Origin of the sequence: Pseudomonas sp. LRF_L74 (assembly GCF_965644255.1) — a bacterium.
In the GTDB taxonomy this organism is placed as follows: Bacteria; Pseudomonadota; Gammaproteobacteria; order Pseudomonadales; family Pseudomonadaceae; genus Aquipseudomonas.
In genome coordinates this window covers 1-12260 of sequence record NZ_CBFFRH010000018.1, presented here as the reverse complement: position 1 = coordinate 12260, position 12260 = coordinate 1, and the positions used below count along the sequence as shown (strand labels likewise).

Sequence of the window (12260 nt, the reverse complement as noted above, 5' to 3'; positions counted from 1 at the left end):
TATCCGAGGTGGCCGACGTGATCGCCTGCCACCCTTGCGGCTGGTGTCGATCAGAAGTGGTAGGTGATACCGCCGTAGGCAGAGAAGCCATCGCCCGGATAGAAGACGTTGGAGTCCACACCCTGCAGGTCATAGGAGTTGCTCACCGCGGTGACGTATTTCTCGTCGGTCAGGTTGCGCAGGTCCAGGTACACACTCCAGCGTTTGCTGGGGGCTTCGTAACCCATCTTGGCGCCGAGGATGGTGTAGGAGGGCGCCTTCAGCGTGTTGGCATAGTCGGCGTAGTAGCTGGAACTGGAGCGCAGGTTGAGACTGGCGTAGAAGCCTTGGTGCTGCTGGTAGTGCAGCTCGGCCTGGTACAGCGTTTCCGGCAATCCGGGCAGCTTGTTGTCGCCGAACTCCGAGTCGTGGCGGTAGTAGTAGCGACTCAGCGTCAGGGCTTGGCGCAGACTCAGTACATCACCGGAGTCACCTTCCCATAAACGTGCGTTCAGACCGGCTTCGATGCCTTGATGGATGGTCGGCGAGGCATTGGCCCAGCCGATGATCGCGCTCTGGGTCTGTGTCGCCTGCTCGATGACGGTGGAGAGGATTTCATCCTTGATCCAGGAGCGGTACACCGAAAGGCTGCCGTCGAAAATACCGTGTTGAGCGCGTAGCCCCAGCTCAAGAGTGGTACCGGTCTGAGCCTTGCGTGGCATCACGTAACGAGTACCGACACTGCCGCCCTGGTAGTTCCATACTGCCGGTCCATCGACCGAGCGAGTGACATTGCCGAACAGTTGTACTTGCGGATTCAATTGATAGCGGAAGCCGAGCCGTGGCGCAGCGAACCACTTGTCATAGTCGACGCTTTCACGGTCATGGCTGGGGTCGGTCTGCGTGCGGTAAGGCAGGCTGACTTCTCGGTTGATGTTGATCAGCGACAGGCCGGTGATCAGCCAGGTGTCATCGACAACCTCCAACTCGTTACCGATCGCCAGAACCGTATCGGCGGAGTTGTTGTAGCGCGCCTTTTCCGTGTAGCTCCGATTACCGCTGAAGCCGCTGTAGTACTTCGCATCACCTTTCACTAGACGTATGTCACTGAAGGCGACCGTGGTCTCGCTGGGTCTGCCGAACAGAGTATCGCCCTTGCGCAGGTAGCGTAGCGAAGTGCCAATATCGGTGTAGTGCCAGAGGCTCGGGGTGGCTGTGTTGTAACTGACCTCCAGTGGATAGCTGTTGTACTGCAGGCCAAACTCCAGCGAGGCCACATCATCGAGCTTGTAGGTGGTCTTGTTGCCGATCACTGTGGTGCCGCGTGCACTGCGTCGCGACACGGCGCCACCCAGGCTCGGGTCGTCCTTGAGCTGGGCGAGGCTCAGTGTGCCGCCGTTATAGAGCGCACCTTGTCCGTAGCGAAAGAAGAAGCGGGTGTCGAGTTTCTCGTTGAAGTAGTAGCCGAAGTTACCGACGTAATACTCGTGGTGGTTGCGGGTGTTGTCCTGGAATCCGTCACGCTTGTCGGCGACTGCCGTGAAGAAGTAATCGGCATTGCCGCTGACACCACCGGTGCTCAGTTCACTGCGACGATAACCGTAGCTGCCTCCTTCGAGTTTCAGCGTGGTGCCAGGTGCGGTGTAGCCGGTCTTGCTCACCCAGTTGATCGCACCTCCCAGGGACGTTGCCGTGTAGGCGAAGGCATTGCCGCCATACAGCACCTCGGTGTAGTCGACGCCAACCAGGTTGAGCTGGTCTTCGTGAGTACCGGCTACACCGGTGACAGGCAGGCCGTCATAGAGGTATTTGATACCCAGGCTGTTGCCGCCATAGAACACACCGAGGCCTGAGCCTCGAATCGAGATCTTGTTACCCGTCGTGCCGCTGGTGGACTGCGCAAATATGCCGGGTTGCAGGGCAAGCAGGTCCTCGGCGTTGGCATCACGACCCTGCTCGATCTTGGCGTTGTCGATCAGGGCAGTGGCTCCGGCCACTTTCTTCAACGTCGTTTGGGCTTCGCTCTGCTCGCTCTGCTGCTCGCCCTGAACGACTACCGTCGCCAGCTTGGCATCTTCAGCCCACGCGTTGGCGCACAGGCCGTACAGGCATATCGATAGGGCGCTGAGCTTGAAGAATGAGGTGTCACCGCGGCGATGCCTGTCGGTTTTTCTGATCGGCACGCGGCCGGGGGTTGAATAGATACGGCTTGAGAATAAATAGTCGTTCACGCAAGGCTCCTGTTCCATGAAGTTGAACTCAATGGCGGGCACTTCCGATGGCGAAAGCGATTCGCAGCGAATTCTCGAAGTAATGATCTAATTCTTTTTTGGAATTAAAATATCGTTATTTACTTCTTTGTGTTTGCTGGCGTGAAGATTTATAAAGCCCGTTATCCGTTAAAACAATTGCGAATAACCGAATCGTGGTTTGTTAAAAATGCATCTGGATGTCCGCGCGTTAGCCCACTTCGTTGCGCTTATCGACCATGGAAGTTTTGCCGCCGCCGCTGCAGTGGTGAACTTGTCCCAGTCGGCGTTCAGTCGAAGTATTCAGAACCTTGAACAGCAGGCAGGGCACCTGCTTGTCGACCGCACCAGCAAGACGCTTCCACCTACCGCCCAGGGGCGGATGGTGCTCGACTACGCAAGGCCGCTGCTGCGCAAAGTGGAAGACTTGAAGCAGGAACTCGAGCAGTTTGGCGTGCCGCAGGCAGGCACATTGAGCTTCGCGTGCGGGCCCACGCTGTCGACCGGTCTGGTGGCCGGTGCACTCGCCGCTTTCGTCGAAAGATTGCCGGCGGCGAAGGTCCGTTACACGGTGGACACCTGGGCGCAACTGGAGCGACGGCTGAACAGCCGCGACATCGAGTTTTGTGTGGTCGAGACGTCTCGATTCGAGGATGACCCTCGCTACAAAGTGATCCAGTTGCTGCCGCAGCGCTGGCACTTCTACTGCAGGAAAGGGCACCCGTTGTCCGTGCAACTGAGTATTGCCAGCCAGGAATTGTTCGATTACCCACTGGCAACCTGTCCGCAGTTGTATGACATTCGCAAGGTCATGGCGCGGCATATCAGGCAACGGGATTTTGTGCCGACTGTGGAGTGCGAGAACGCTCAGGCAGTCTTTGCCTTCGTCAAATTGAGCAATGCGATTGGTGTTCTGACCCAGGATGCTCGCCCGATCATGGCCGAGCAGGGTGCGCACGTACTCACCGTCAGGGACCTCGCGGCCGGGGCCGACGAGCGTCAAGCGCAATACGGTATTGTCATTATCCGTGAACTGCCATTATCACCGCTGGCCAAGATCTTCATCGAGATCATTCAAGGGTTGGATGTGCAGTCTGCAAATAACGTGTTGGCGTTCGCGGGGGTTGGTATTTAGATGGTATTTGGCGCAGTGGAGCGCCTTGAGATTTGACGCGCACGCTTCAGCAGTGCCAATCGACGATGTTTGTCAGAGCGTATGGTCTCTGCGGTCCATTACTGCAAGTCACGTAACAAACGTGATGCCACGTGTGTCATGTATTTAAGTTGTTAGGGACTGCGATAGCGATGGAGTAAAGTTTGCCCCTTCCATTTTGAGTGTGACGACTGATGACTTTGACCGATGCCGTGATCGCGTTGTTTCTCGCGATGCGCATTCATGGCACTGATGCGGCAATCCGGGCGACAGCCAAGCGTTGTGCAAAGAGGCTATCCCGCCGAGAGCGCGATGTGATGTTCAAGATCGTCAGCAGCAAGAGCCCACGTGCGGTGGTGAGTTACCTGGCAATTTCGCTGAACGAGGGAGAGAGGGGAGTGGGGCTGGATTAGGTGAGGCGTTTCAGTGTTCGGGGTGAAAGAACACGGGGTTAGCCGCGTTTTGCCAGTTCCTCCAAACGGTCCACTGCATCGATACACCAGTCAGGGACTTCGTCGAGTTTGTACTCCACCACTTCTCCTGCAGTGATCTCAGCTTGTAGCTCGGCTTTTTCTCCAGAGTTGTCGAAGATGTAGGCTCTGCTGGATACCTGAATGGCTTCAGGCAGCAGCTTGAGGCAGCGTTCATAGCGCTCGCGAATCTTCTCGGGCGCTACATCATGGCCACCTTCACTGACTCTGATCGCGACCCGGTTGACGTTAATCGCGGGGTCTTCGGTTGCTACGAAGTAGAGATAGGTTCTATAGCCCAGGGCTTTGGCTCTGCGGATGAATTCGATCTTGGAGCGATCAGACATCACGGTTTCAAAGGTGAAACTCGCCCCGCGTTCAAGCAATGAGCTGCGTATGAAGTCGGCGATCATCGAGGCGTGATACGAGTTCGTCTCAATGGCTGTCAGGTCCAGCTTTTCGTCGATGAATCGAATGTGAGCGACTTGCTCTCGCAGTTGCGGCACTTTCTGCAGCAGGCCGTGCTGGGTGAGAAATGACTGGAGGGTTGTCTGAGAGGTGGCTATTGAGAAGGGGGCCAAGTCGATGAACCCGGTTTGCTTGGCCTCTCGCTCCAGGTCGTCGGCGTTTACGTAGGTGTAAATGAGATGGCCTGGGACAATTCCCTTGATGGTGCTTTTGCCTGAGCCATTTGGACCTGCAAAGACACGAAGCCTAGGTACCGACATGATCAGCAGCGCCAATGTGGAAGGCCAGGCCGGCTTTAACTTTACGGCGAGGCTTGGCTTGGCCAACAACTCGAATGCTGCCATCTGCGCTTTTGGCAATGATCTGCTCACCGTCAACACGAACCACGGACTGACCTGAGGCAAGCGCTCTGACGTACGCGCTATACGTCGCACCCGATGCGAGTTCGGGGATCATGCTTTCAAGATTCCGAGTTTCTTCCTCGGAAAGGATTTTGGGCTCAGAGACAGCCATGACTCCTCCTTGTTTGACAGCAAATGCCGTCAAGCGGGTTTTGCTCATTCTAGTCTGCATCAGCTCGTTACTGAAGGGGCGAGTGGCGCCAGTGGGCATTGTACCTGAGTACGGTAGTTGTGCATGGCTTGGGGAGGGGGCCCGTGCTCTGGTTTAAGTGGGCATTCCGGGTTCGGCCACATCAGTCCGATCTGGCCTACCGTAGAGGCAACAAAAAACCCGCCGAAGCGGGTTTCTTCAAGACCATCCCAACACCCTGTCAGAAGCCTCCTAGGCCATGGTCGATCATCCTTGATTCTGAGTGCGTCCTGCGCTCAGTTGATGGAGTTAGATTACGCTCGGGAGCTTGAGTCCAACAGAGGACATCACGGACGCTACGTGTAAGCCTTTGGCTATAGGATTCTGCCGCTTCGTTTAGTAATGTTCCCAGCAGAGCCTACTCCCTTTCCGTAGTGACATGGATGTCTATGCTCTATCGCCCTCCTCGTGAGGGCAACTATTCAGAGGCCCCGCAATATGCGGGGCCTCGTCTTTTGAGCCAAGCTGAATCGCTGCTTTTGTAGGTATCAGGCGACGTTGCTAGTCATTGCCTTTTGCGAAGAGCTCAATGCGAGCAGGTACTCGGAGGCAGTACGGGCCTGCCCACTTGCCCTGAAAATCGCTCGTTTGTCCTCCCTGAGTAGGTCCAGCCAAGACTGCAGGTAGCCTTCATGGCGAAGCTCGCCTTGCACGCCGGTGTGAGCACAAAGAAACGCTGCGCCCATCTCTGCGACCAACTCCTCGAATGCATACTGAGGTGTTCCGAAGCGTGTTGGAGTAACTACACCCTCACGGCCAAGTCGAGATTGATGACCACTCCAATGGGTTAGCTCATGAAGAGCGGTAGCGTAGTAGCCGCCTTCATCGTGAAACTGCTCCTTGGTAGGGAGTTGGATGAAGTCTCGGATCGGACTGTAGAAAGCATCGTCACCATTCTTGTGTCGGATCTGGGCACCTGATTGCAGCATCAACGCTTCAGCTTTGGCATTGGCGTCGAAGCTGCTTTCAGGTTGAGTGTCAGGTTCTGGCAGCAGGTGCTCCAGGCCTTCGGTCTGCTCGATGTTGAATAGGAAGTGATTGCGCAGCAGTGCGAAGCGCACCTGCTTCACCTCATCGTTTTCGTCCAGGATTGGTATGCCATTTTCATCAAGGGCATCGCGCTCCATCGGTTTGTACAGTACAGCCAATGTGCTCTGTTCGCCTTTGCGGACATGACCTCCTGCTTTCCTAGCTTGGTTGAAGGTCAGCCAGCGATCCTGGGTATAGCCTTGCATCCTGGCTTCAGCCCAGAGCAACAGCAAATTGATACCGGAATACGGGCGCTGACTGACTGCGTTGACGGGGAAGGGCTGGTAGCCCGATGTAGAGTGAGCCGACCAAGGCTTGATCCAAGGAATTGCACCTTCGTTAAGGACGCTGATGATCTTGTCGGTGACGGTCTGGTAGAGGTCTGACATGGCGAAAGTCTCCAAAGGAGAAAACGCCATCCCGGCCGGGAGACGTTTTCCCGGTGGGGTGAAAGAAGTGATGTGATTTAGCGGATGTAATAGCCCATAGCAGGTTCGGCAGAGAGCGTAATCAACAGCATGGTGGGCTCGCCCTCTCGAGTCTCGTGACAGATACGCAGCGAGGTAACTCGGTTCAGTTGTGGGTGCCCATGCGGGGCCCGCTGGATATGAATGAAATGGATGCGTTGGTGATCGGGATTACGTTGATGAACATCGTTGATCACCTGCAGCACATGCTTGAGGCGCTCGCATAACCAATCGCTCGTTTCCAGTTCTGGTTCAAGCATCACTACTTGTTCCCAAGCCCTGGGGCTAAAGGCGACTGAGTAACGTTGTGTGGCTTCTGTTTCGGGCATGGTAGTGCTCCAGTTAGAAAACGGGCACAACCAGCCCGTGCGGGTGGTTGCCCGCATGGGTGTGGAAGAGCGGTAATGCTCTGAGTGGAGAAAGCGTCCATCCTCGGAAGAGGATCGTGCGATCCGCCGAACGCTTGTCGCACTTGGGATAGACCACCACGAGTGGCGTAGCCTCAAAGGTCCTGACTACCTGGGCAGGGTACTGTCAACGACAGCGGTCCTCATGGGTAGTTAACCGGCTCTGTAGCAAGGATCAAGTGCCTTGGGATGACATTCCACCACGAGCTTTCCACATCGCTCCAAGTCGCGCTCTTGAGCCTCTGCAAGCTCGAGTTGACTGACGAATGGTCCCCATTTACCGCGTCTCATCTGGTCTCATTGAAAGTGAATGAGTTACCGCGGGAGTTCCGGTCATGGCTACTGAAAAAACAACTCATGATTCCAGCGCCAGCCGATTTGGATATCGGTTCGGATCTGCTTTGCGTAACGGATATCGCCGTATTTCGGCTTTCGAATCTCGTTGTGCTCAACGAGCAGGGGAGCGCGATTGGCCGATTGGGCCTCGTGGTATTCGTGTGCTCTTTGTCACAGCGAAAATTGCGTTGGTGGGGCTCACATTGTTTATCGGCTTGTGGCTGGCGGTTTCTGTTTTGACTTTGGTTGTCTTGGCATTTGCAATTGCCCACGATGGATCAGACGCTGCTGGACACTCACCAATACCGCACGACGAGGGGCCTGATTATTTAGGAGCTAGTACCTACCTTGGAAATTACGATGATAACGGCCATTGGATCGGCCATTTCAAATCGAGTGATGATCCCAAGTAGTTTATTTAAAGACTTTTGTTAGATACCCCGTTCCTTTGCTGGCGGCACCATGAGCAGATTTGCTGGCGCTTCCTAGCATTCCTTCTATACCGTTGCCTACTGCGTACCCGGCCCAGCTCATGACTACTACGAATAGTCCAGGTAGAACGAGAAACATCGCCCCCATCACATACTCAACCACCTGAGCTGTAACGGTCCCGTCCATGTAACCAGCGTATGGCAATGTCAGCAGGAACTTGCTTCCAACAGAAACTTGATGGTACAGCGCGTCGAGCATGCTTGAGTCCATCCAGCGGGCTAGTTCCCACCAGAATGTCAGCATGTGCAAAGTGAAGAGGCCAAAGGTGACTATCATGATTGCCTTGAGCTGATAGGTGCTGATCACCATGATCAGAGGGAGGCTGATGATCACGCCCATGATCAGAAAGGCTTGGACCATTGGCAACGCTGCGCGCATTGCATTCATAGCCGGAAAGTTGCTGTACGACCCAAGGCCAAGCCCTACGTTGGTTGCCATGTTGTTCAGCACTTGGCTCACCGATCCGCCTCTAGCGCTACTTCCGTAGTCTTGATAAATCTGGCCCGGCGACATACTCCTTGACTGCTGCTGGGGACTAACGAGCTCTCTGATCGTAGCGTCAGCAATCTCATCGGGTGTGCTGTCCTTCAACCAGCCGTTGAGCTGGGTGAGAAGGCTAGGATCGATCTCGTTTTTCAGGCGGTCACGTAGGCCAATACCACTGTCGCTCCACCACTCCTTGCAGGTCGGATAACCAGCTCCATTCTCGAGTTTGGCCAGCGATATATCGCGCTCTTCGTCATAGGGCCAATCTACTCGTGGGGTACGTGACCGATGTGTATCGTAGTAACCGGGGGTCTCCAGAAAATACTGCGAACCGATCCAGGTCGTGTCATGGCTCTGTTCTTTGTCGAGTCCGGGGCGGTTGGTGAATAGCTTTGAGCGTGAATACCCAAAGCAGTCTCGCGTGAAGTCAGCCACTTCCTGACGCAATAACTGGCTGCTGATTCGAGAGTTGTCGATCTCCATGCGCATCTGACGAATGTCAGGCGCGCAGGGGATCGCGGCTGTGGATGCTGCAGTGATGCCTTTGCTCAGCGCATGCACGAGGAACCACCAGGCGGGCACGCTCGCAGATTGCTCGCCGATGGTATTGAAGGTGGCGTTCCATGCTGTCTCTGATGGTGCAGCAGTAGTCACACCACAACGCTTGGTGACGCTTTCGTCGAGCTTCATGTCAGTGAGGCTCATCGGAAATAACGGCTGACAGGCAAAGAGCATTACGACGTAGGCAACCCACATACGATTCTCTACACGAGGAATCGAGAGCAGGCCCTTATTGCCTTCATCGGCACCTTGCTGACGTGCTGACAACCATTCCTGAAGAATGATTGCAGCCAGTGGTGCTGCGAACAGTCCGGTGTCCGTGAGGGCATACCAGATCCCGTTGTTGATGATCCAGCCGAGCAGGGTGAGGTAGTACTCGAGATAGCTACTGGTGCTCATGATCATTGGAGGATCCTCAAGCGTTGAGGTGTTCGGTGACCGCAATCAGCAGTGACGTGGCCGCTCCGAATTGCAGAAGACACTTACGCTTGTTTGCGTCCTGGGTTCTACGCAGCACGTCGAACCAGAGCACAGCTACGGCTGAGTAGAGCGCCATGCGCCACAGCTGAAGGCCTGCCTGAAGGCTACCCAGTGGTTGCCGCCACTGCGTATCTATGAGAGAGCCCTGGCCTGCAACCAGCAGAGCGATCATTGATGCGAGGACAGGCACAAGCATCCAGCAGGCGAGAAGGATTACTGCCTTGGCGAGTCGAATTTTCATCGCCTAGTCGCTCGCTCCGTTGGCTTTATCTAACCGGTCTGGCTCCGGGTCTTTCTGGTCTATGGTGCGTGATACCTCTGCGCCTGCGGCGTTCCGGTCGAGCACCAGACTGGCCGTATTAGTGGCAAGCATCTGTCGCAGTTGCAGGTCTGTCTGCAGCAGTCGTATCTCGCGCTCAAGCGCATCCAGATTGCTGGCGAGCGCGCTTTGCGCTGGCTTGGCAGATGCAACGTTTGGCTCCCGGCCACCGGCAAGCAGGGTTCGCTGTAGCAGCAACGCTTTGTTGATCACGCTTGAGAGGGCTGTCTCACTAGCAAGGCGTTTGGCCAACACATCCTGCTCAGGATCCTCCCGTAGTGCCTCGATGACGCCACGGGAGATGGGCAGCATTGGGCTCGAGACTTTGGCCAGGTTCTCGGGTGTAGCGGAGGTTGAGCCTGACAGTAGATCTTGTAGCGTTTCCAGATGCGCCTGATAGGTTTCTTGGATCTTGGGTGTCAGGCCGCCGCCGGCAGTGGTGCGTAGGGTTTCGCAGTTGTCGCAGGTGGTAATCTGGGTTTCGCCGATTACTTGGGTGGCCCACTGCGCTGCTTGCTCCGGCGACTCCCAGGCAGCACACAAAGCGCCTTCCTGACAGTCTTGGGAGGAAAGGTCGGAATCGTCATCAGCATCACGGTTATGCAGCAGGTTGTAGCCGGTCTTCACTACGTCCGTGGTGGCTAGGATCGGTGGTTGGCCGCTGCCGCCGGCTTTTCCCCCCGCAATCCAAGTGATGCCTTTGTTGCCGTTGTTGGTCTCGGTGTCTTTCACCGCAGTGACGGCATCATTGCCTTGTTCCAGGTTGGACTGCATCTCTTGGTTTTTGGCCAGGGCGCCCCAGCCAGCCTGATCGATCTTCTCGGCCATCTTGTCGGCCATGCCACGGCAGGTGAGCATGGAGCGATCAAAGTCGATACGACCTTGCAGCACGCCGTTGCTGAGCAGTTCGTACAGGCCTGGGTTGGCGCGCTGGATGATCAACGCAGGAAGGGACATGACCGCTTGTGTGGCGTTCTGCACCACACTGCCCATGATTTGCTGGAATCCTTCGGTCGCACCGTTGAGCTGGTTCTGCAGGGTGGACTGCAGATCCATGTTTCCGCACATCATGTTGGCCTTCCATGAGATGCCGGCGCCGAGTCCATTTGGCTGGTAACGAGATGTAGCAGCCCCCGTCGCTGATCCGCCCCCGATTGTGTACATCACTCGGTCATCAATGACTTGGCCTTGGCTGCCAAGGTGATAGCCATCGTCACTCGCAGCATTTGCGGCAACGCTCAAGAACATGATTATGCAGACTGGAGAGGGACGAGCTGATTTGCTGAAGGTCATTGTTGACCTCCCACGAAATCGATGCTGAACAGAAAGACCTCGCCCTTGCGCTCGCAGCAACTGTAGGGACGCCAGAGTGACCAGGCGTAGCCTCCGTCTTCACTTTGGGTGGTATCGCTGGGAAAGATTGCGCAGGTGTTTTCCAGGGTGGGGTAGAGCAACTGCCACTTGTGGGTGGTGGCGTCATTTTCCTCGATGGGACCTGGCGGCCAGTAGCCGTCTTCCTCATCAGGTGTCAGTGGCCAGTAGACGTGTGGTTGCCAATCACGAGTGATGAAGTCGCCCGCCCGCTGAGCCATGACGGCGGCAGCCTTGAAGTCATCAGGTTGAACGAGGAAGCCTTGGCGTGGGTAGACGTTTCCCCACATGTTGGCAGAGAACTGCCAGCCGATTTCACGCAGTCCGGGCGTGATGGCTTCGGGGTAGGCCGACTCGGGAATGCCCGCTCGCCAGGCCAAGCTGTCGAGCGTGCTGAGGTAGTAGGACATGTAGGCGGTTGCGCCGCTCTTGCAGGCGTAACCGGACTGCGAAAGTGCTTGAGTCACAGCCCATCCGCCAGGATGACCGATGCCGTCCACGTTCTTGAACCTACCGAGACTGTCGCGGCGCTCGTTTGGTGTGATGACATTGCCGCCGCCCTGAGCATCTCCTGTTGGAGAGGAGTAAGAGGCAACGTCTTCCCAAGGATTAGCACCGGTGTCGGCGTAGCTTGAAACCACCAGTTCCGGGATGAAGTGACGAACCTTGGTGGAGGTCTCGACAGAGCAGCCGTAGTTGGTGCAGAGCAGCCAGAAGCAGAGGCCTACGACTTGGTAGTCGATGCAGTCGGGAGACATGACGGATGACACAAGCGAGCTACTGTTAAATGCGAAGACTGGGCTTGGCGTTAGCGAAACCGCGGACAGCAACTGGCCCAATTTATGACGCATGCATTTTGACGTGCTTTTCATAAGAGCGACCCAAGCCTACTTGTGGTTGCAGCTTGAGATGTGATGTCTTAATTGGCACTGATTAATGCGATATGTATTGGATCGTTATTTCTGCGGCTTCGCTAAAAATAGCTTATGTCTTCGGTTGTAATTTCATTGATTGCTCAGGGTGTAAGTAAGGAGATTAAATATGATTAATCGTTTTTTTAAGGTTGGTGTGAATTGGTTCAAACTAGCGGGCAGGGAAATTGTTCTAAGTATCTGTCTTGGGAGTATCCCTCTGTTTCTGAACTCTGGCTCTCCGAAGCAGCTTAAAGAGGTAATGACTATTTTGCTGGCGAACTCATTTTTTCTTTGGCACTTTGCTGTCTTGCTGTTGCTCTGGATGGTTGTGAGCGCTGCCAAGCGTGGAGCGCTTCTGCAAAATGGCTCGACGCCTAAGTGGCTGGACTTCGCTCACAGCCTATCATGTGATTTAGGGATGGTCTGAAATAGCCCGGCATTTCCCGCCAAGTTCAGCCTTCGCCGATTTTGAAAGCAGGCAGTCGATC

General features: G+C 55.5%; 13 protein-coding genes. 4 read left to right on the top strand and 9 right to left on the bottom strand.

The genetic code is table 11. The annotated features are described in order from the left end of the window. Positions 1-50 precede the first annotated feature (50 nt). Complete coding sequence (locus ACSZPK_RS26135) at positions 51-2210, bottom strand: TonB-dependent receptor family protein (RefSeq protein WP_437884544.1); 2160 nt, start codon at positions 2208-2210, stop codon at positions 51-53. A gap of 208 nt (positions 2211-2418) precedes the next feature. Here ACSZPK_RS26135 and ACSZPK_RS26130 point away from each other — a divergent pair, with 208 nt between their 5' ends. Together ACSZPK_RS26130 and ACSZPK_RS26125 are read left to right on the top strand one after the other, a co-directional pair. Further along, positions 2419-3363: a LysR family transcriptional regulator gene (locus ACSZPK_RS26130; RefSeq protein ID WP_437884543.1), complete on the top strand. Its 945-nt coding sequence runs from the start codon at positions 2419-2421 to the stop codon at positions 3361-3363. Positions 3364-3575: 212 nt separating this feature from the next. Beyond that, positions 3576-3794: a DUF7740 domain-containing protein gene (locus ACSZPK_RS26125; protein WP_437884542.1), complete on the top strand. Its 219-nt coding sequence runs from the start codon at positions 3576-3578 to the stop codon at positions 3792-3794. Positions 3795-3832: 38 nt separating this feature from the next. Here ACSZPK_RS26125 and ACSZPK_RS26120 read toward each other — a convergent pair whose 3' ends face one another. From ACSZPK_RS26120 to ACSZPK_RS26105, 4 genes are all read right to left on the bottom strand, one after another. Then, entirely contained in the window at positions 3833-4579 is a 747-nt protein-coding gene (locus ACSZPK_RS26120) for a zeta toxin family protein (RefSeq protein WP_437884572.1), read from the bottom strand. Further along, the gene (locus ACSZPK_RS26115; protein WP_437884541.1) at positions 4566-4880 is read right to left on the bottom strand and encodes a hypothetical protein; all 315 of its coding nucleotides are present in this window, start codon (positions 4878-4880) and stop codon (positions 4566-4568) included. Before ACSZPK_RS26115 ends, ACSZPK_RS26120 begins: the two co-directional genes overlap by 14 nt. 518 nt (positions 4881-5398) lie before the next feature. Next, positions 5399-6328: an ArdC family protein gene (locus ACSZPK_RS26110; RefSeq protein ID WP_437884540.1), complete on the bottom strand. Its 930-nt coding sequence runs from the start codon at positions 6326-6328 to the stop codon at positions 5399-5401. A gap of 77 nt (positions 6329-6405) precedes the next feature. Beyond that, positions 6406-6735, bottom strand: a complete 330-nt coding sequence (locus ACSZPK_RS26105; protein WP_437884539.1) for a hypothetical protein — start codon at positions 6733-6735, stop codon at positions 6406-6408. Between the two features lie 413 nt (positions 6736-7148). Between ACSZPK_RS26105 and ACSZPK_RS26100 the strand changes: the two genes are divergently transcribed. Further along, complete coding sequence (locus ACSZPK_RS26100) at positions 7149-7562, top strand: DUF3742 family protein (RefSeq protein ID WP_437884538.1); 414 nt, start codon at positions 7149-7151, stop codon at positions 7560-7562. Position 7563: 1 nt separating this feature from the next. Here the strand turns inward: ACSZPK_RS26100 and ACSZPK_RS26095 are convergent, their stop codons facing one another. From ACSZPK_RS26095 to ACSZPK_RS26080, 4 genes are read right to left on the bottom strand one after another with little or no spacing between them, the layout of a single operon-like run. Then, entirely contained in the window at positions 7564-9093 is a 1530-nt protein-coding gene (locus ACSZPK_RS26095) for a conjugal transfer protein TraG N-terminal domain-containing protein (RefSeq protein WP_437884537.1), read from the bottom strand. Between the two features lie 10 nt (positions 9094-9103). Then, the gene (locus tag ACSZPK_RS26090) at positions 9104-9409 is read right to left on the bottom strand and encodes a hypothetical protein (RefSeq protein ID WP_437884536.1); all 306 of its coding nucleotides are present in this window, start codon (positions 9407-9409) and stop codon (positions 9104-9106) included. Positions 9410-9412: 3 nt separating this feature from the next. Further along, positions 9413-10735 carry an integrating conjugative element protein gene (locus ACSZPK_RS26085; RefSeq protein ID WP_437884571.1) on the bottom strand — a complete coding sequence of 441 codons (1323 nt, stop codon included), beginning with the start codon at positions 10733-10735 and terminating at the stop codon, positions 9413-9415. A gap of 41 nt (positions 10736-10776) precedes the next feature. Beyond that, positions 10777-11709: a TIGR03756 family integrating conjugative element protein gene (locus tag ACSZPK_RS26080; protein ID WP_437884535.1), complete on the bottom strand. Its 933-nt coding sequence runs from the start codon at positions 11707-11709 to the stop codon at positions 10777-10779. Between the two features lie 190 nt (positions 11710-11899). Between ACSZPK_RS26080 and ACSZPK_RS26075 the strand changes: the two genes are divergently transcribed. After that, complete coding sequence (locus ACSZPK_RS26075; protein ID WP_437884534.1) at positions 11900-12199, top strand: hypothetical protein; 300 nt, start codon at positions 11900-11902, stop codon at positions 12197-12199. Positions 12200-12260: the final 61 nt, after the last annotated feature.

What these genes read in the sequence shown, in the direction of transcription:
- ACSZPK_RS26085 (WP_437884571.1), bottom strand. Translation starts at nt 10,735, where the DNA reads ATGTTCTTGAGCGTTGCCGCAAATGCTGCGAGTGACGATGGCTATCAC.
- ACSZPK_RS26125 (WP_437884542.1), top strand. Translation starts at nt 3,576, where the DNA reads ATGACTTTGACCGATGCCGTGATCGCGTTGTTTCTCGCGATGCGCATT.
- ACSZPK_RS26120 (WP_437884572.1), bottom strand. Translation starts at nt 4,579, where the DNA reads ATGTCGGTACCTAGGCTTCGTGTCTTTGCAGGTCCAAATGGCTCAGGC.
- ACSZPK_RS26090 (WP_437884536.1), bottom strand. Translation starts at nt 9,409, where the DNA reads ATGAAAATTCGACTCGCCAAGGCAGTAATCCTTCTCGCCTGCTGGATG.
- ACSZPK_RS26115 (WP_437884541.1), bottom strand. Translation starts at nt 4,880, where the DNA reads ATGAGCAAAACCCGCTTGACGGCATTTGCTGTCAAACAAGGAGGAGTC.
- ACSZPK_RS26110 (WP_437884540.1), bottom strand. Translation starts at nt 6,328, where the DNA reads ATGTCAGACCTCTACCAGACCGTCACCGACAAGATCATCAGCGTCCTT.
- ACSZPK_RS26130 (WP_437884543.1), top strand. Translation starts at nt 2,419, where the DNA reads ATGCATCTGGATGTCCGCGCGTTAGCCCACTTCGTTGCGCTTATCGAC.
- ACSZPK_RS26080 (WP_437884535.1), bottom strand. Translation starts at nt 11,709, where the DNA reads ATGCGTCATAAATTGGGCCAGTTGCTGTCCGCGGTTTCGCTAACGCCA.
- ACSZPK_RS26100 (WP_437884538.1), top strand. Translation starts at nt 7,149, where the DNA reads ATGGCTACTGAAAAAACAACTCATGATTCCAGCGCCAGCCGATTTGGA.
- ACSZPK_RS26095 (WP_437884537.1), bottom strand. Translation starts at nt 9,093, where the DNA reads ATGATCATGAGCACCAGTAGCTATCTCGAGTACTACCTCACCCTGCTC.
- ACSZPK_RS26105 (WP_437884539.1), bottom strand. Translation starts at nt 6,735, where the DNA reads ATGCCCGAAACAGAAGCCACACAACGTTACTCAGTCGCCTTTAGCCCC.
- ACSZPK_RS26075 (WP_437884534.1), top strand. Translation starts at nt 11,900, where the DNA reads ATGATTAATCGTTTTTTTAAGGTTGGTGTGAATTGGTTCAAACTAGCG.